14 protein-coding genes, 1 tRNA gene and 2 pseudogenes are annotated in these 15,891 nt (G+C 61.8%); 9 read left to right on the top strand and 8 right to left on the bottom strand.

Translation table 11 applies throughout. The features are described from left to right. Nucleotides 1–96: 96 nt before the first annotated feature. The 3 genes from secDF to AC0L3I_RS16400 all read left to right on the top strand — a co-directional run bounded on the left by secDF (nt 97) and on the right by AC0L3I_RS16400 (nt 3,996). Nucleotides 97–2,649: a protein translocase subunit SecDF gene (secDF, locus tag AC0L3I_RS16410; RefSeq protein WP_473527561.1), complete on the top strand. Its 2,553-nt coding sequence runs from the start codon at nt 97–99 to the stop codon at nt 2,647–2,649. Between the two features lie 104 nt (nt 2,650–2,753). Then, nucleotides 2,754–3,143 (top strand): Mth938-like domain-containing protein, encoded by a 390-nt coding sequence (locus tag AC0L3I_RS16405; RefSeq protein WP_126106226.1) that lies wholly within the window; start codon nt 2,754–2,756, stop codon nt 3,141–3,143. A 25-nt stretch (nt 3,144–3,168) separates the two neighbouring features. Continuing rightward, nucleotides 3,169–3,996, top strand: a complete 828-nt coding sequence (locus AC0L3I_RS16400; RefSeq protein WP_473527658.1) for a phytoene/squalene synthase family protein — start codon at nt 3,169–3,171, stop codon at nt 3,994–3,996. 52 nt (nt 3,997–4,048) lie between these two features. Here AC0L3I_RS16400 and AC0L3I_RS16395 read toward each other — a convergent pair whose 3' ends face one another. The 3 genes from AC0L3I_RS16395 to trmFO all read right to left on the bottom strand — a co-directional run bounded on the left by AC0L3I_RS16395 (nt 4,049) and on the right by trmFO (nt 6,145). Continuing rightward, the gene (locus AC0L3I_RS16395) at nt 4,049–4,381 is read right to left on the bottom strand and encodes a type II toxin-antitoxin system RelE/ParE family toxin (RefSeq protein ID WP_473527560.1); all 333 of its coding nucleotides are present in this window, start codon (nt 4,379–4,381) and stop codon (nt 4,049–4,051) included. Continuing rightward, complete coding sequence (locus tag AC0L3I_RS16390; protein WP_473489573.1) at nt 4,365–4,655, bottom strand: type II toxin-antitoxin system ParD family antitoxin; 291 nt, start codon at nt 4,653–4,655, stop codon at nt 4,365–4,367. The genes AC0L3I_RS16395 and AC0L3I_RS16390 overlap by 17 nt, the downstream gene beginning before the upstream one ends. A gap of 77 nt (nt 4,656–4,732) precedes the next feature. Continuing rightward, nucleotides 4,733–6,145 (bottom strand): methylenetetrahydrofolate--tRNA-(uracil(54)-C(5))-methyltransferase (FADH(2)-oxidizing) TrmFO, encoded by a 1,413-nt coding sequence (trmFO, locus tag AC0L3I_RS16385; protein ID WP_473527559.1) that lies wholly within the window; start codon nt 6,143–6,145, stop codon nt 4,733–4,735. Nucleotides 6,146–6,238: 93 nt separating this feature from the next. On the opposite strand from trmFO, the gene AC0L3I_RS16380 reads away from it, so the two are divergent. Then, entirely contained in the window at nt 6,239–6,847 is a 609-nt protein-coding gene (locus AC0L3I_RS16380; RefSeq protein ID WP_473489575.1) for a hypothetical protein, read from the top strand. 373 nt (nt 6,848–7,220) lie between these two features. Here AC0L3I_RS16380 and AC0L3I_RS16375 read toward each other — a convergent pair whose 3' ends face one another. Further along, nucleotides 7,221–7,361 carry a DUF1127 domain-containing protein gene (locus tag AC0L3I_RS16375; RefSeq protein ID WP_023802557.1) on the bottom strand — a complete coding sequence of 47 codons (141 nt, stop codon included), beginning with the start codon at nt 7,359–7,361 and terminating at the stop codon, nt 7,221–7,223. 54 nt (nt 7,362–7,415) lie between these two features. After that, nucleotides 7,416–7,556, bottom strand: coding sequence for a DUF1127 domain-containing protein (locus tag AC0L3I_RS16370; RefSeq protein WP_091596947.1), 141 nt, complete (start codon nt 7,554–7,556; stop codon nt 7,416–7,418). A 61-nt stretch (nt 7,557–7,617) separates the two neighbouring features. Here AC0L3I_RS16370 and AC0L3I_RS16365 point away from each other — a divergent pair. The 3 genes and pseudogenes from AC0L3I_RS16365 (at nt 7,618) to AC0L3I_RS16355 (ending at nt 10,880) form a co-directional block, all read left to right on the top strand. Further along, nucleotides 7,618–8,801 (top strand): annotated as a pseudogene (locus tag AC0L3I_RS16365) (DUF2157 domain-containing protein). Further along, entirely contained in the window at nt 8,798–9,379 is a 582-nt protein-coding gene (locus AC0L3I_RS16360) for a GDYXXLXY domain-containing protein (RefSeq protein WP_473527558.1), read from the top strand. The pseudogene AC0L3I_RS16365 and the gene AC0L3I_RS16360 overlap by 4 nt, the downstream one beginning before the upstream one ends. 52 nt (nt 9,380–9,431) lie before the next feature. After that, nucleotides 9,432–10,880, top strand: a complete 1,449-nt coding sequence (locus tag AC0L3I_RS16355) for an aromatic amino acid lyase (protein ID WP_473527557.1) — start codon at nt 9,432–9,434, stop codon at nt 10,878–10,880. Nucleotides 10,881–10,962: 82 nt separating this feature from the next. Here the strand turns inward: AC0L3I_RS16355 and AC0L3I_RS16350 are convergent. After that, nucleotides 10,963–11,045: transfer RNA gene (locus tag AC0L3I_RS16350), tRNA-Leu, on the bottom strand. 515 nt (nt 11,046–11,560) lie between these two features. Between AC0L3I_RS16350 and AC0L3I_RS16345 the strand changes: the two genes are divergently transcribed. Further along, nucleotides 11,561–12,316: a hypothetical protein gene (locus AC0L3I_RS16345; protein ID WP_473527556.1), complete on the top strand. Its 756-nt coding sequence runs from the start codon at nt 11,561–11,563 to the stop codon at nt 12,314–12,316. Between the two features lie 652 nt (nt 12,317–12,968). Then, a complete protein-coding gene (gene tig / locus AC0L3I_RS16340) occupies nt 12,969–14,441 on the top strand; it encodes a trigger factor (protein ID WP_473527657.1) in 1,473 nt (490 codons plus the stop codon). An 81-nt stretch (nt 14,442–14,522) separates the two neighbouring features. Here the strand turns inward: tig and AC0L3I_RS16335 are convergent, their stop codons facing one another. Beyond that, nucleotides 14,523–14,849 carry an antibiotic biosynthesis monooxygenase family protein gene (locus AC0L3I_RS16335; RefSeq protein ID WP_473527555.1) on the bottom strand — a complete coding sequence of 109 codons (327 nt, stop codon included), beginning with the start codon at nt 14,847–14,849 and terminating at the stop codon, nt 14,523–14,525. Nucleotides 14,850–14,926: 77 nt separating this feature from the next. Then, a pseudogene (locus AC0L3I_RS16330) lies at nt 14,927–15,753 on the bottom strand (alpha/beta fold hydrolase). Nucleotides 15,754–15,891 lie beyond the last annotated feature (138 nt).

The following is a 15,891-nucleotide window of genomic DNA, read 5'->3' as shown; positions in this document are numbered from 1 at the left end:
GCTGACCGAGGCGAGCCGGTGGCGAACCAGAACGCCAAGAAATAACCCAATTCCAGGCGGAACGATCCGCCAGAATGCCCTGACGGACGACGCCATATGCTCTATTTCTCGCGCTTCAAGATGATCCTGATCTGGCTGGCCGTGGCCGCCACAGTGATCTTCGCTGCGCCCAATCTTTTCTCAGCCAGCACGCTGGCCAAGCTTCCCGACTGGGTGACGAAGCGCCAGATGACGCTCGGCCTCGATCTGCAGGGCGGCTCGCATATCCTGCTCAGGATGGATCCGAACGATCTGACCAAGGATCGGCTGGAGACGACGCGCGACCAAATCAGGACACTGCTGCGCGACGCCAAGATCGGTTACACCGGCCTTGCCGGATCAGGCCGGACCGTGCAGGTCCGCATCACCGATCCCGGTCAGGTCGATGCCGCCAAGACGGCGCTGAAGACACTGACCGACCCGGTGGCCGCCGGCCTGTTCAGCGGCGGCTCCGTCCAGGAGATGTCGCTGGATGATTCCGAGCCCGGCCTGCTCAAATTCACCGTTACCGATGCCGGCATCAAATACCGCACGTCGACGGCGCTGGCGCAGTCGCTCGAGGTCGTCGAGCGCCGCGTCAACGAACTCGGCACCACCGAGCCGATCGTGCAACGCCAAGGCGACGACCGCATTCTGGTCCAGGTGCCGGGCCTGCAGGATCCGCAAAGGCTGAAGGAAATTCTTGGCCAGACCGCCAAGCTGACCTTCCAGATGGTCGACCAGTCGATGCCGGTGCAGGACGCGCTCAACGGTCGCCCGCCGGCGGGATCCTCGGTTCTGTATTCGCAGGACGATCCGCCGGTTCCATATCTGATCGAGAACCGCGTCATCGTTTCGGGCGAAAATCTCGTCGATGCGCAGGCGACGTACAATTCCCAGACCAATGAGCCGGTGGTTTCGTTCACCTTCGATTCCAAGGGAGCGGCGCGTTTCGGCCAGGCCACCTCGCAGAATGTCGGCAAGCTGTTTGCCATTATCCTCGACAATCAGGTGATTTCGGCACCGCAGATCCGCGAACCGATCCTTGGCGGCAGCGGCCAGATCTCGGGCAATTTCACCGCCGAGAGCGCCAACGACCTCGCCGTGTTGTTGCGTGCCGGCGCGCTGCCGGCGACGCTGACGGTGATCGAAGAGCGCACAGTAGGCCCTGGGCTCGGCGAGGATTCCATTCACGCCGGCAAAGTCGCCGGCGTGATCGGCTCCATCCTCGTCGTCGTGTTCATGTTCGTGGCCTATGGCTTTCTCGGCTTCATTGCCAATATCGCGTTGGCGGTGCATGTGGCGATGATCATCGCGTTGTTGTCGTTGCTTGGCGCGACACTGACATTGCCCGGCATCGCCGGTATCGTGTTGACCATCGGCATGGCGGTCGATTCAAACGTTCTCATCTACGAGCGCATCCGCGAGGAGCGGCGAAACGGTCGCTCGGTAATCCAGGCGATCGACACGGGCTTTTCGAAAGCGCTGGCCACCATCGTCGATTCGAACGTCACCTCGCTGATCGCGACCGTGGTGCTGTTCTGGCTCGGGACCGGACCAGTAAAGGGCTTTGCCGTAACCTTCGCCATAGGCATTCTGACCACCGTCTTCACCGCCTTCACCTTCACCCGGCTGCTGGTGTCGATCTGGCTCCGCCGCGCCCGCCCGAAGGAATTGCCGCGCGCGCCGGTGACCTTCGTCCCGGCGGGCACGAGAATTCCGTTCATGGGCATCCGCCGCTGGACATTCGCGCTGTCCAGCATGCTGTCGATCCTGTCGGTCGTGCTGTTCATGACAGTCGACATCAATTACGGCATCGACTTCAAGGGCGGTTCGCTGATCGAGGTCCAGGCCAAAGATGGCACCGCCGATATTGCCGACATCCGCGGCAGGCTTTCGGAACTCAACATCGGCGAAGTGCAGGTGCAGCAGTTCGGCGACCCGAACGACGTCTTGATTCGCGTCGGCACGCAGGAGGGCGGCGAGAACGCCGAACAGACCGTCATCGACAAAGTGCGCGGCGAGTTGCAGGACAACTACGACTTCCGCCGCGTCGAGGTGGTGGGGCCAACGGTTTCCGGCGAACTCGCCAAGCAAGGCACCATCGCCATGCTCATCGCACTACTCGGAATCCTGATCTATGTCTGGTTCCGCTTCGAATGGCAGTTCGCGGTCGGCGCCATCATCGCCACGGTCCACGATGTGGTCATGACGATCGGCTTCTTCGTCATCACCGGTCTCGAATTCAACCAGTCGTCGCTCGCGGCGATACTCACCATCATCGGCTATTCGCTCAATGACACGATCGTCGTCTATGACCGTGTTCGCGAAGACTTACGAAAATACAAGAGAATGCCGCTGCCGCAATTGTTGAACAACGCCATCAACGAGACGCTGTCGCGAACGACGCTGACCTCGGTGACGACGATGCTAGCGCTGCTGGCGCTGGTGCTGTTCGGCGGCGAGGTGATCCGCTCGTTCACGCTGGCGATGCTGTTCGGCGTCGTCTTCGGAACGTATTCGTCGATCTTTATCGCCGCCCCGCTGCTCATCCTGTTCAAGCTGCGGCCGCAGGCCGCGACGGCCGATGAGGAGAAGCCGGTGGGCGGCGGCAAAGCCTTGGCAACCTGACGATTGCCGCGGCAGAAACATCTATTTGCTGGTGGTCCCTATCGTTCTAACATTCGCAAACGACGCTGTTGGAATGGGATGCGAATGTTAGAATCGGACCACTAGTGGCAAAAGGCATCGTCATCCGCGAAGCGCATTTCCCTGGCCGTGCGCCGATCGAGGCCTACGGCAATGGCGGGTTTCGTTTCGCCGACATGTCTCATCGCGGCTCGCTCCTGTGCCTGCCGTCGGGCATCTATGGCTGGGAGCCGGCTGATCCCCTGGCACTGACGGCGGCGGATTTCGCCAAGCTGCTCAACGAGGCTGACAAGGTCGAGATCCTGCTGGTCGGCGCCGGCAAGGATCTCAGGCCGTTGCCGGCGGCGCTGCGTGCTGCGCTGAAGGCGGCGGGCATTGCGGCCGATCCGATGTCGACTGGTGCTGCCGTGCGGACCTACAATGTTCTTCTGGCGGAAAACCGTGCGGTGGCCGCCGCACTGATCGCCGTCGAGTGACGTGACCGAAAACGCCAAAATCGTCATGGAAACGGTGCGAGCCGCCGACCATGACCGCTATGTTTGCGCGCTCTATGCGCCTGAGGACAAGCGTGACGCACTTTTTTCGCTCTATGCCTTCAATGCCGAGATATCAGGCATTCGCGACCGTATCCGCGAGGCGCTACCCGGCGAGGTGCGGCTGCAATGGTGGCGCGATGTCATCGCAACCGAGGACAGTGGGGACGGGGTTGGCCATCCTGTCGCGGACGCGCTAAAGGCTACGATTTCCGCCCACCACCTGCCGATACCCGCCTTCGAGCACATGCTCGAAGCCCGCGTTTTCGATCTCTATGACGACCCTATGCCGTCGCGCACCGATCTGGACGGCTATTGCGGCGAGACCGCAGCGGCGCTCATCCAGCTTGCAGCGATGGTACTCGATCCGGTCGCAGCACCGCGGTTTGCCGAACTTGCGGGCAGGGCAGGTTGCGCACAAGCGATGACCGGCCTTTTGCTACTGCTGCCATTGCACCGCAAGCGCGGGCAGTGCTTTGTCCCGGCCGACATTCTGGCCGCGGCAGGGTCGTCGCCCGAGGAGTTCGTTGCAGGCGATGGCGGGCCGGGCGCAGAACGCGCTGTCGCCGCGATGATCGCACTGGCGCAAGAACATCTTGCAGCTTTCGAAAGCGGCGCATCGGCGTTGCCGGTTTCGCTGCGACCGGCATTTTTGCCGCTGGCCTTGTCGCGCGCCTATCTCGCCAAGATGGAAAGTCATTCGCCTCTGAACGGCGTGGCGCGGCTCTCGCCCTGGCGCCGCCATTGGCTGCTGTTGCGCCGGGCGACTCGAGGCTGGCCTGCTTCAACCGGCTGATCTGGCGCCGAACTGGAACCATGAAGCGGCGGCGATCATAGAATCGCTTTCATTATGATGGTTCGCTAGGCCCGCTATCGCGCATCAGTGTCTCGTAGTCGCGCCCGCCATAGAAGATGTTGACGATGCGTACGAGATCGTCATCGACCATGTAAGCGATGACGGCAGAATGCTCGAACGGAACTGTTCGCAAGCCTGGCACGATGTCGTCGCGCGGGCGGCCACCGCGAGGGGCATTGCCGATGTTTTGGCAGCGGTCTTCGATACGCAGAACGAATTTCAGTGCGATGTCAGCACTTCCGCTAGCCTCGACCATATGTCTGAAAATTGCTGCCAGATCACCGCTGGCGCTTTCGCGATACTCGACCTCAAGCCGCCGAATCATCGGCGCGGCTCGAATACTGCGCGAAAAATCCCTTAAGACGGTCGCGAACCTCCTCCCCAGAAAGGTTCGGTCTCGTGTCCTCGATAGATGCCTTCACGCGCGCCCTGATCGAGGCCATGCGCTCGGCATGCTCTTCCTCCTCGCGCTGGAAGGCGCGAAGTGCTGCGCGGATGACCTCGCTTGCCGATCCGAAGGAGCCGTCCTCGACTTTTTTGCGGATCATGCGCGCCATTGCGGGCGTCACCGTGACGGACAGTTTCTCGGCGGGCTCCATGGAATTGCTCCCTATGATGGAGAGTAGGATAATATCCTACTCTCCTGTCGCCCGATCGACAAGAACAGACAGGCGGACTATTCCGCCGCTTCCGTCGCCAATGATGCAAGTCCCAGCCATTCGCGGCAGTCGGCCAGTGCGCGTGACGTCACCGCACGCCGCTTGGCGACGGTCTTGTCCTTGCCGCGCAGGCGCTTTCCCTCGGCTTTCGGCGCTTCCACAGGGGGAAACAGGCCGAAATTGATGTTCATCGGCTGGAAGGAGCGCTTTCCCGGCTCGTCGTCGGAAACGATGTGACCGCCGGTAATATGGTTGAGCAGCGCCCCAAAAGCTGTGGTCATCGGCGGCAGCGCCGGCGCGTGGCCCAACCGCTCGGCGGCGGCAAAGCGCCCGGCAAGCAGGCCGATGGCGGCACTTTCGACATAGCCTTCGCAGCCGGTGATCTGACCGGCGAAGCGCAGGCCGGGCCGCGACTTCAGCTGCAGCGATTGGTCAAGCAGCGTCGGCGAATTGATATAGGTGTTGCGGTGCAGGCCGCCGAGGCGGGCGAATTCGGCGCTTTCGAGGCCCGGGATGGTGCGGAAGACGCGCACCTGCTCGGCGTGCTTCAGCTTGGTCTGAAAGCCGACCATGTTGTAGAGCGTGCCCAGCGCATTGTCCTGTCGAAGTTGCACGACGGCATAGGCCTTCACCGATGGATTGTGCGCATTGGTAAGCCCCATCGGCTTCATCGGCCCATGGCGCAGCGTCTCGACGCCGCGCTCGGCCATGATCTCGATCGGCAGGCAGCCGTCGAAATAGGGCGTGCCTTCCCATTGCTTGAATTCGGTCTTTTGGCCCGCCACAAGCGCCCCTACGAAGGCGAGATATTGCTCCTTATCCATCGGGCAGTTGATGTAGTCCTTGCCGGTGCCGCCGGGCCCGACCTTGTCGTAGCGTGACTGGAACCAGCAAATGTTCATGTCAATTGTGTCGAAATGGACGATCGGCGCGATAGCATCGAAGAAGGCGAGCGCGTCGGCGCCGGTCACTTCCGCGATCGATTGCGCGAGCCCAGGTGAGGTCAGCGGGCCCGTGGCGATGATCGCCTGGTCCCAGTCCGCCGGCGGCAGGCCGGGTACTTCCTCGCGCCGGATGGTGATGAGCGGATGCGCTTCGAGCTTTTTGGTCACCGCTTCGGAAAATCCGTCGCGGTCGACGGCCAGCGCACCGCCGGCCGGCACCTGGTGCGCGTCGCCGGCGCTCATGATCAGCGAACCGGCCAGCCGCATTTCGGCGTGCAGCAGGCCGACGGCGTTGGTCTGCGCATCGTCGGAGCGGAAGGAATTGGAACAGACCAGCTCGGCCAGCCCATTCGTCTTGTGCGCATCGGTGCCGCGGACGGGACGCATTTCATGCAGGACAACGGGAACGCCGGCCTCGGCGGCCTGCCAAGCGGCTTCGGAGCCGGCGAGACCGCCGCCGATGACGTGAATGGGATTCTTGCTCATGAGCGCCGAAATAGTCGCTTGTAGCTGCGATTGCAATTGCCCCGCTTAGCGGCGCTGTTGCCGCCAAGTGCTGCAATCGTCTACTGTCGGAGAATGGACGGGAGTCTCGGGGTCTTTGCCAGAGCGGCATTTCTGACAGTCTTGATCGCTGTGGGCGAAACAGCCGCCGCCGGCGAACTGGCCGCGACGGCTTCCAGGCGGATCCCCATATGCCACGGCTACAGTTGCAACTATCGCACGATGCTGGCGCTTGGCCCCGGTGACGGCGCGCGTTTCCGCGCTATCCTGCGTGCGGGTGCGGGTTCGCCCCAGGCCGAGCGTTCCGCTATTTCGAAGGCTGTCCGCTATTTCGAGCAGCGCATTTTCCGGGCCACCGGCATTCGCGATCTGCCGCAATCGGAATTCGGTGCATCGCGCATCAGGGGCCAGATGGATTGTGTCGACGAATCGACCAATACGCATGCGCTGCTGGTCTATCTTGCCGAGCGAAAACTGCTCAGGTTTCACAAGGTCGAGGACAAAGCTTCGCGAGGCCTGTTTGTCGACGGACGCTATCCCCATTGGACGGCGGTGATCAGCGACCGCGGCGGCACCGAATGGGTGGTGGATTCCTGGTATGCGCCGATGGGCGGCGCACCGGACATTTTTCCGTTGAGCCAGTGGAAGAAACGGGGCGTTCTGGAAAGCGGTGCGCTGGACTGACAGGGACATGCCGCCAAAACGGCTCCCAGAGTGCCTCGACCCTGAAAAAAACAACACCCGCCGGGGGAGGAGGTCCGGCGGGTGTCGTTTTGCTGGTCGATCCTCGGGAGGAGGTGAAGATCGACCGTATTCGTCATCGCCGGGGAGGAGGTCGGCTTTGACGAAATTCCGTTCGCCTGATGAAAGGGGGCGAAACCCTTTTGGGACGAAATTCCTTTCGCCCCTGGGACGAAATTTCGTTCCGGGGAAACAGCGCCCGCCGCGGGAGGAGGTACGGCGGGCGCCGTTTTTGTGGTCAACCCTCGGGAGGAGGTGAAGGCTGACCGTATTCGTCAGGGTCGGGGAGGAGGTCGACCCTGGCGAAATTCCTTGACTAGATCGCCTTGCGGGCGATGCTCTTGATCTCTTCGCGGACGATGCCGAGATCATGCAGCTGGCGGTTCGAAAGGCGACCCAGCTCGGTAACCGTCGAGCGATAAACGCGCCAGTTACGATAGTTGCGGATCAGGTTCATTGTCGTTCTCTTTTCAAGTCAAACTGGTTCGGACCATTTGCGGTCCGAAGAGGATTAGACCGCCTTGCGGGCGACGTAGTGGATGTCGCTGCGGCTGATGCCGAGGTCGGTCAGTTCGCGGGTGCTCAGGCGGCTCAGCTCGGAAACGGTGTCCCGGTAGCGGCGCCAGTTGCGGTAGTTGCGGATCAGGTTCATGGTATTTCTCGTTTCGTCTTTCTTCCGGATCATTCCGTCTTTGTGTACGCCCTGAAGATAGGTGGGGTCATATCGATTTAAAAGCGCTATTGGTGCATGGCAGCAATGCAAATTGTGCAATGCACCATCGCCGCCAAATCACGTCTTCGACATAGATAGGCCCGAATCGGAAAATGCCGTAGCGTCAACGGTTTGGCCGGATCGGCTGAAAAAAAGAGCAAGCTGGGGGAGAAAGGCATGGCGAGCTATTCGTCACGCGTCAGGACCGATATCGATGATGGCTGCGCTGCTTTTTGGTGCGGCCGTCCTTATCTTCGTCGCCGCCAATTGGGAAGCCATCCCGCGGCTGGCGCGGGTGGCAGCGCTCTTCGCCATCATCCTCGCCGGCTATGTCGGCGGCGCGGTGCTGAAGACACTCGACCATGCTGCTATCGGCGAGGCACTCTGGATCGCCGCCGCGGCGGCATTCGGCGGATCGATCGCGCTGATCGGCCAGATGTATCATTTATCCGGCGACGAAACATCGGCCTTGATCACCTGGGGCGCTGGCACGGCCTTAGCGGCGGTTGCGCTGCGCTCGAACCCACTGACCGTCGCTTCTGTCGGCATTGCCGACGCATGGCTGTTCCTGAGGGGGTTTGACTATTTCGGGCGCGCGGAATTTCCGCATCTCTTCGTCGTCATGGCGAGCGTGTTGTTCGCCATTTCGTTCTGGACCCGCAGCCAGGCGGCTCGGCACCTGATCATCCTGTCGGTCATTTTCTATCTCGTGCTGTTGTTTACGGAATACGAAACGCTGCAGGTCCCGTCCCGCTCATTGTCGTGTCGACGCTGCTTTTCGCGGCTGCGATCTTCGCTGCCGGGCCCGTCGACCGGATATTGCAGCTTGGCGGCCGTCTGCCCTTACACGCGCTGATCGGATTTCTCACCGGCCTGGCGATGATCCAGTTCGAACTAGCCGGTGAGAGCAACAACGGCGGCTTCGGCATTGCCTCGGCCGTTGCGCTTGCCGGCATTGTCGCGGCGATTGTGCTGGGAGGCCGCGAGAGCAGGGGCTTGCGCTGGGTTGCCTATGCCGGCTTCGCCCTCGAACTCGCCATCATCTATGTGGTGATGTTGCAGTCGATGCTCGACACAGCAGGCTTCTTCCTTGCAGCCGCTGTGCTTCTTGGCCTGCTTGCCCTTGTCATCCTCCGCGTGGAAAAGCGCATGAGGGCCTCGAGCGTGGAAGGAGCGGCGGCATGATGACCGGTAAAAGACTGATCGTTTCGGCGGTGGTGCTGGCGCTCGTCCAGATCGGCTTCCTGAGCTGGATCATCGCCGGCCGGGCGGCGATCCTGCGCGACGGCAGGCAAGTGCTGCTGAGGGTCGAACCGATCGATCCGCGCGATCTCCTGCGCGGCGACTTTATTCGCCTTGGCTATGAGATTTCGCGCATACCGGTGAAGCTGATCGCCAACATTCCGGCCGGTAAGCTCACGAGCGACGACACGCCGATCGTCGTCAGGCTGAAGCAGGGCGCCGACGGCTATTGGGAGGCGACCGCGGCCTGGTTCGGGCAAGCGCCTGCGCCGGCAGCATCCGACGAAGCCGATATCGTCGGGCATGTGGCTGCGGGGTGGGATCTCAGTGCAGCCACGACGATCGCGCCGGATTACGGCATTGAACGCTTCTATCTGCCGGAAGGCGAGGGGATGGCGATCCAGAACGACATGCGGGTGCGGCCGTTCGGCGTCCGCGTCGCAATCGCAGCCGATGGCGCCGCGCAGATCAAGGCGCTGATGGACGGCGACAAGACGCTGTTCGAGGAACCGCTTTATTAGAATTGGCCCGGATTAGAATTGGAAAGCGTGGCCGGCTCGGACAGCATCAAACATGACAATTATCCTGACGACACGAGAAGACATAGATCTCAGCTCTGTTTTCCGCGTCGCCTGGAAGAAAGACACGGTGCAAATCAGCGGCAATGCCTTGCAGCGCATCGCAGAGTGTCGCGCGTCGTTCCTCCGTCTCATCGAGACCGACCCTGTACCGGTCATCTATGGCGTGACCACCGCCATGGGAGAACTGGCGAGCAGGCGGCTCGAACTTGGCGAGCGGGATCGCCACGCGCGCATCAAGGCTTTCGCAGCCGCCACATCGTTCGGCGAGCCTTTGCCAGATCGCGTGGTGAGGGCGATCGTGCTCGCCCGCCTGGCGAATTTCCTCGAAGGAAATGCTGCGACCACACCACGCGTGGCGCTCGCCGTCGCTGCGATGCTGGATGGCGGACCCATGCCCCTGGTGCCATCCTCCGGCCAGGGCGGTGCCGGTGAAATCCTCGCCCTCTATCCGCTCTTTGCAGAACTTTCGACGCGCTTCGACCTGGAAGTCAAGGAACGGGGATCTTTGATCAATGGCTCGCCCTGCGCTGCCGCACTTGTGGCCGACGCGGCCTTGGCGGCTCGCCGCCGCATTCGCCTTGCCGAAAAAGTCTTTGCGCTTTCGATCGAAGCGTTTCGCGCGCCGCTCGAACATTACGACCCGGCGCTCGACGCGCTTTGGGGCGATGAACACGAAGCAGCGGCCCTGCGCGGATTGAGGGAGTTTCTTGCCGGCGCCGGCACCGGGCGCCGCAATTATCAGGCGCCGGTCAGCTATCGCATCGTTCCTCGCATCCTGGGGCACGCGCATCGCGCGCTAGCATCGGCGGAACGCGCGGCCACCGTGTCGCTCGCCTCGGTCTCGGACAACCCGGTCTACATCCCGCCTGACGACGGGCATCCGCTCGGGCGCTGCATCAGCACGGGCGGCTATCACAATGCCATGGCAACACCCGCCCTGGATGATCTGGCGGCGATATGGGCCGATACCTGCCTGTTGTGCGACCGCCACGCCTCGAAGCTTTTGAACGGCAAGGTCTCGCTCCTGCCCGATCTGCTTTTGACGGGGCGGGACTGGAGCGACAGCGACGGCCACGGCAATGTCGGCTATGTGCCAATGGCGATCACGGGTTATCTGGAGCAGGCGAAACTCGCGGCCCAGCGAACCTTCATCCCGGGAACGGAATCGGCCGGCGCCGGGCAGGACGATGTCGCCGCGACGGTCTTCCTCGCATGGACGAAGGAGGCACGCGCTGGCCGCTGCCTCGATGCGGCGATGGCGATGCTGGCTGTGATCGCCTCGCAGGCGCTGCATGTCACCGAGCGCGTGACTCCTCCGGCGCTTCAGTCGTTCGTCGCAGATGTCAGAGGCATCGTGCCGCCGGTCGGTGACGATCGCGTGCTGGGGCCTGAACTTGCGACTTTGACCGGATGGTTCACGCGCCAGGTCTTTGAGGAGTAGGCACCAAATTGGTGCGGATGAAGGGACTCGAACCCCACGCCTTTGGGCACTGGAACCTTAATCCACTGTTCGAGGGGAGCAGTGGTGCGGGTAGAGGGACTCGAACCCCCACGTTCTCACGCCAGAACCTAAATCTGGTGCGTCTACCAATTCCGCCATACCCGCTGGCTTCGTGTCACCGTAACACGTCTATGTCACAAGCCGTGACATAAGTTCAAGACTTAGATTTTCGAGGTTTTTGGGCCTGGCGTTGGCGTCTACGCCGTTCGCTTGGGCAAGTCCCAGCCCGTGGACCGTGGGCCTACGCGCGCCATGCATCGGCATCGCGCTCAAACTGGCGGTCATATAGCGCTGGAGCACAAAGTCGTGACGGGACATTCGGTTTCCTTGCAAAGCTATCTGCCAAGACGAGCACCAGATAGTGCCGTCGGCGGCCACGGCGCGGACCTTCCGTCCAAAATAGGCGAGGTGGCGCGAACGAACTCGTTCGCGGTCAGGTCTTCCTGGCCGAGGATGTATTCCCAAATTCTTTCAAATTGATTCAGAATATTTTGCTACCCGTAAGCTACGATCGCAAACATAGTTTCGTGTTAGCAATTCGAAAACTCTCTGAGTTCGTTATCGCTAAAGTAGCAGGCGCTGAAACTGCTGCTGTGGGGTAACTACCAAAGGAGAGTGTCATGGCAAATGTCGTTAAGAGTTTCGCCACAGCTTTGGCCGGTGGTGCACTTGTTTTATCTTTATCTTTTCCCTCCAGCGCAGGCGGCATTAGCGTCGGCGCCGGCGCATCGGTCGGCGGCCAAGGCGGCGTAAACGCCGGTCTCGGCGCCTCGGTCGGCGGCAGTGGCGGCGTCAATGCGGGAGCCGGCGCCTCGATCGGCGGCAGGAGCGGAGTGAATGCCGGCACCGGTGCATCGATTGGCGGCCGCAAGCGCTTTACCACTGGTGCCGGCGCCTCGATCGGCGGCAGGAGCGGGGTAAATGCCGGCGCCGGTGCATCGATTGGCGGCAGTAGGGGCGTTAGCGCTGGTGCCGGCGCCAATGTGGGCGGCACTGGTGGCGTCACGGCTGGCCTGGGTGCCAATGTCGGTGGCACTGGTGGTATCACTGCCGGCGCAGGCGCCAATGTGGGCGGCACCGGCGGAATTATGGTTGGCGCAGGCGCAAATGTAGGCGGCACCGGCGGCATTACAGCGGGCCTGGGTGCCAATGTCGCTCGCACGAGCGGTGTCGGTGTCGGCGTCGGCGGCGGAACGCCTGCTGCGACGCTTGGCACTCTTGGAACACCGGGCACTCCCGGCATGCCGAGCGTGGTCGCGCAGATGTCCAGCAGCCAACTGATGCGCATGAAGAAACGCTGTGTCGACGTGCTCAGCAGCGAAGGCACCTATGACCGCGACTTGCGGCAGCTTTGCATGCTGATCGCGCGTCGCTGAGCACTCGCAAACGAGAGTGCGCATCGGCCGTGGAGGCTTTGACAATACTCTCCTGGCCTCGCGGCCAGCCCGCCACTCGTAAGGTGGCGGGCTTCTTTGCAGTCAGGGTCGCTGCCCTGAGCGGCTGACTACGGCGGGGTAGCTACGCTTGCGGAGCAAGACCGAGTGGAACCTGAACTCAGGGCGTCTGCCAATTCCGCCACAACCGCGTCGCCCGGCGCTCCCATGTAGCCATCATTCTGTCAATGTCGCGGTCAAAATAGGGGTCGTTCGCCGGCGCATGGTCCCGAAAATCGAAAAATCGTTTTTCGGGATCATGCGCCAAAATCAAGGTGCTACAGCGTCCTTGCGCGTCCAAGAAGGACGCGCGGCGCTGTAGACGCGAAGATGGTTGAAAATTAGCCGCGCCTGTGACAAAAGGCGTGTCGAATGTGACGGGATGCGACGATCCGCTTCTGCAGAATGTGATAAGAAGTAGGAAAAACAAAGACTTATTCACATTTTGGAGCGTATTTCTGGAGGATTTGAGCCGCGTTGGGCGGACAAATTGCCAAGTCCCGCACCAAAAGCCATTCCCGGCAAGATCATACCGGCAGGCTGTAAACGGCAGGAGCCGTTTGGCTGCCTCATTGGTGGAAACAAAGGTTCTATGATGCAGGTCACCGAAACGCTCAACTCCGGTCTCAAGCGCGAGATCAAGATCACCGTGCCGGCCGGTGACATGGAAGCCAAGCTGATGGCGCGGCTTTCCGATGCCAGGAGCAAGGTCCGCATCAACGGCTTCCGTCCCGGCAAGGTGCCGGTGCAGCACCTCCGCAAGGTCTACGGCAAGTCGTTCATGGCCGAAGTGGTCAACGAGATCCTCAACGATTCGACCCGTTCGATCATTACGGGGCGCGGCGAAAAGGCTGCCATGCAGCCCGAAGTAATCATGACCGAGGACGAGAAGGAGGCCGAGAAGATCCTGGCCGGCGGCGCCGACTTCGAGTTCCGGCTGAACTACGAGATCATCCCGCCGATCGAGATCAAGGATTTCTCCGACATCAAGGTGACACGTCAGGTGTTCGACGTGCCGGATTCGGAAATCGACGAGCAGGTCCAGCGTGTCGCCGAATCGGCGCGCACCTACGAACCGAAGGCCGGAAAGGCCGCCGAAGGCGACCGCGTGACGATCGACTATGTCGGCAAGATCGACGGCGAAGCCTTCAGCGGAGGCGCCGGCACGGACCAGCCGCTGGTGCTCGGTTCCAAGGAATTCATTCCCGGCTTCGAGGATCAGCTCATCGGCAGCAAGGCCGGCGACGAGACGCAGGTCACGGTCACGTTCCCGGAAAACTACCAGGCGGCGCATCTTGCCGGCAAGGAAGCGACCTTCGACGTCACCGTCAAGGAAGTGTCCAAGCCCGGTGCGTTGGAAATCAACGACGAAACGGCCAAGAATCTCGGCCTGGAATCGCTGGAGCGCCTGCGTGAGGTGGTGCGCGGCCAGATCGAGAACCAGTTCGGTTCGATGACGCGCCAGAAGATCAAGCGCCAGCTGCTCGACCAGCTCGACGCCGCCTACTCGTTCGAGGCGCCGTCGAAGCTCGTCGAGGCCGAGTTCAACAACATCTGGAACCAGGTCAACCGCGATCTGGAAGCCGCCGGCCGCACCTTCGCCGACGAGGAGACGACGGAAGAAGAGGCGCGCGCCGAATATATGCGGCTTGCCGAGCGCCGCGTGCGTCTCGGCCTGGTTCTCGCCGAAATCGGCGAGAAGGCCGGCGTCACCGTGTCGGACGAGGAATTGCAGCGTGGCCTGTTCGAGCAGGTGCGCCGCTATCCGGCCGCCCAGCAGCAGGAAGCCTTCGAATTCTACCGCAGCAATCCCGAAGCGCTGAACACGCTGCGCGCGCCGCTGTTCGAGGAGAAGGTGGTCGACCATCTGCTCAGCCAGATTTCGGTCACCGACGTCAAGGTAAGCAAGGAAGAGCTGATGGCCGACGACGAGGACAGCGAGACGGCCAAGGCGAAGCCGGCGAAGAAAGCTGCCGCGAAGAAGGCCGACGCCAAGAAGGCCGACGATGCGGAAGAGCCCAAGAAGAAGGCCGCGCCGAAGAAGAAAGCCGCCAAGGACGCCGAATAACACGGCATTCTGCGAATTGCGAAAGGCCGCCCTCGAGGCGGCCTTTTTCGATGCTGTCGACGTCGCAAGGCCGCTGCCGCCCTAGTTGCCAGGCAATTGATTGACGAGGATCCGCATCACCGTCACTCGTTGGGGCAGTTCAACGAGAAACTCTTCGTCACGCGGCAGGTGATGGATCTTGTGCGGGTCGCCGCCGGTGAAGCTCGCCATGGCTTCGACGTCAGGCCAGTACGAGATCGTCACGAACTCTGTTTCTTCTTCACGATCTTCGCGAAACAACTGCACGCCAAGTGCCTTCTCCTGAAGCGGCGGAATGCCTTCGCGGCGTAAATATGGCTCGTAGACGTCTGCCAGATCACGGCGTGTCCTTCCCCGCCAGATCCGGGCGATTGTGGCGTTGTCGATCATGGAGTGCGCTCCTCTCGATGGGTTGTGATGAGGATGGGGCAGCGATGGCGAATCCGCTGCGGTGTTGTGCGGGGCGACTAATCCAGGACCTTGCCCAGAAACCGTCGCACCAATGGCAGGGCGACCTCGAAATGGGTCTCCAGCAGCCAGTGCCCTGCGTCGTCCAGCAAATGCAGTTCGGCCTCGGGGAGATCGCGCAGATAGGCGCGCGCTGCCGGCTCGGGCATGTATTCGTCCTTCGGGCCCCAAAGGATCATTGCCGGCGGCTGTTGCTCGCGCAGGTATCCCTGGTAACGAGGGAACCAGTCGAGATTAGCCTTGAGCTTCTCCATCAGTCCGACTGAAAGCGCACGGCGCACGGGCGTATCCATCAGCGGCCAATGCAACTTCCACATATCGGGCGGGACACGTTGGGCGACGTGTTCATCGACTTCGCCGACGAACTCGGCGCGAAAGCCGTCCTCGCTCACCGCCTTTTCCAACGGCGCGCGGTTCTCTGGTGACGGATCCCGCCAGAAGCGCCGGATCGTTTCGTATTTAGGGCCAAGAGCATCCGCGTAGATGTCGCCATTCTGGATGACGAGGCCCCTGATCCGCGATGGATGCGCTATAGCGTGGCGCAGGCCGATCTGCGAGCCGTAATCGTGCAACCATAACGCGTAGCTGCCGAGCCCGAGCGCGTCTGTGAACCGCTCCAGGAAAGTCGCGTAGGCGTCAAAATCATAACCGAACCGTGCCGGATCGGGGGTTCCACTATAGCCAAAGCCGGGGAAGTCCGGCGCGACCGTTCGCCAGCGATCGGCGAGTGCCGGCATCAGCCGGCGATATTGGAAGGATGAGCAGGGATAGCCACCGGCGCGGCGGCAGGACCTGCTTCTCTGTAAAAGACCGTGTCGCCATCGATCGTGCGGGTGCCTGGCGCACCTCCAGGACGCTCCTGTCGTTCATGGACGCTTCTCTGATCTTTGATCTTGCAGACGTTGAACCGACCGTAGCTGGTCTAACGCCGTTAGCCGGTATGCGTTCCGACTGCGCTCGACGC

The sequence above is a fragment of the Mesorhizobium sp. WSM4840 genome (assembly GCF_055811755.1).
The sequence above is the reverse complement of the archived record's forward strand: the minus strand, read 5'-3'. Positions and strand labels throughout refer to the sequence as shown.

Bases quoted from the DNA above. Each gene is read 5' to 3' on its own strand.
- AC0L3I_RS16400 (WP_473527658.1), top strand. From the start codon at position 3,169: ATGGAAACGGTGCGAGCCGCCGACCATGACCGCTATGTTTGCGCGCTC.
- AC0L3I_RS16395 (WP_473527560.1), bottom strand. From the start codon at position 4,381: ATGATTCGGCGGCTTGAGGTCGAGTATCGCGAAAGCGCCAGCGGTGAT.
- secDF (WP_473527561.1), top strand. From the start codon at position 97: ATGCTCTATTTCTCGCGCTTCAAGATGATCCTGATCTGGCTGGCCGTG.
- AC0L3I_RS16345 (WP_473527556.1), top strand. From the start codon at position 11,561: ATGGCAAATGTCGTTAAGAGTTTCGCCACAGCTTTGGCCGGTGGTGCA.
- AC0L3I_RS16370 (WP_091596947.1), bottom strand. From the start codon at position 7,556: ATGAACCTGATCCGCAACTACCGCAACTGGCGCCGCTACCGGGACACC.
- AC0L3I_RS16355 (WP_473527557.1), top strand. From the start codon at position 9,432: ATGACAATTATCCTGACGACACGAGAAGACATAGATCTCAGCTCTGTT.
- AC0L3I_RS16380 (WP_473489575.1), top strand. From the start codon at position 6,239: ATGGACGGGAGTCTCGGGGTCTTTGCCAGAGCGGCATTTCTGACAGTC.
- trmFO (WP_473527559.1), bottom strand. From the start codon at position 6,145: ATGAGCAAGAATCCCATTCACGTCATCGGCGGCGGTCTCGCCGGCTCC.
- AC0L3I_RS16390 (WP_473489573.1), bottom strand. From the start codon at position 4,655: ATGGAGCCCGCCGAGAAACTGTCCGTCACGGTGACGCCCGCAATGGCG.
- AC0L3I_RS16360 (WP_473527558.1), top strand. From the start codon at position 8,798: ATGATGACCGGTAAAAGACTGATCGTTTCGGCGGTGGTGCTGGCGCTC.
- AC0L3I_RS16375 (WP_023802557.1), bottom strand. From the start codon at position 7,361: ATGAACCTGATCCGCAACTATCGTAACTGGCGCGTTTATCGCTCGACG.
- tig (WP_473527657.1), top strand. From the start codon at position 12,969: ATGCAGGTCACCGAAACGCTCAACTCCGGTCTCAAGCGCGAGATCAAG.
- AC0L3I_RS16335 (WP_473527555.1), bottom strand. From the start codon at position 14,849: ATGATCGACAACGCCACAATCGCCCGGATCTGGCGGGGAAGGACACGC.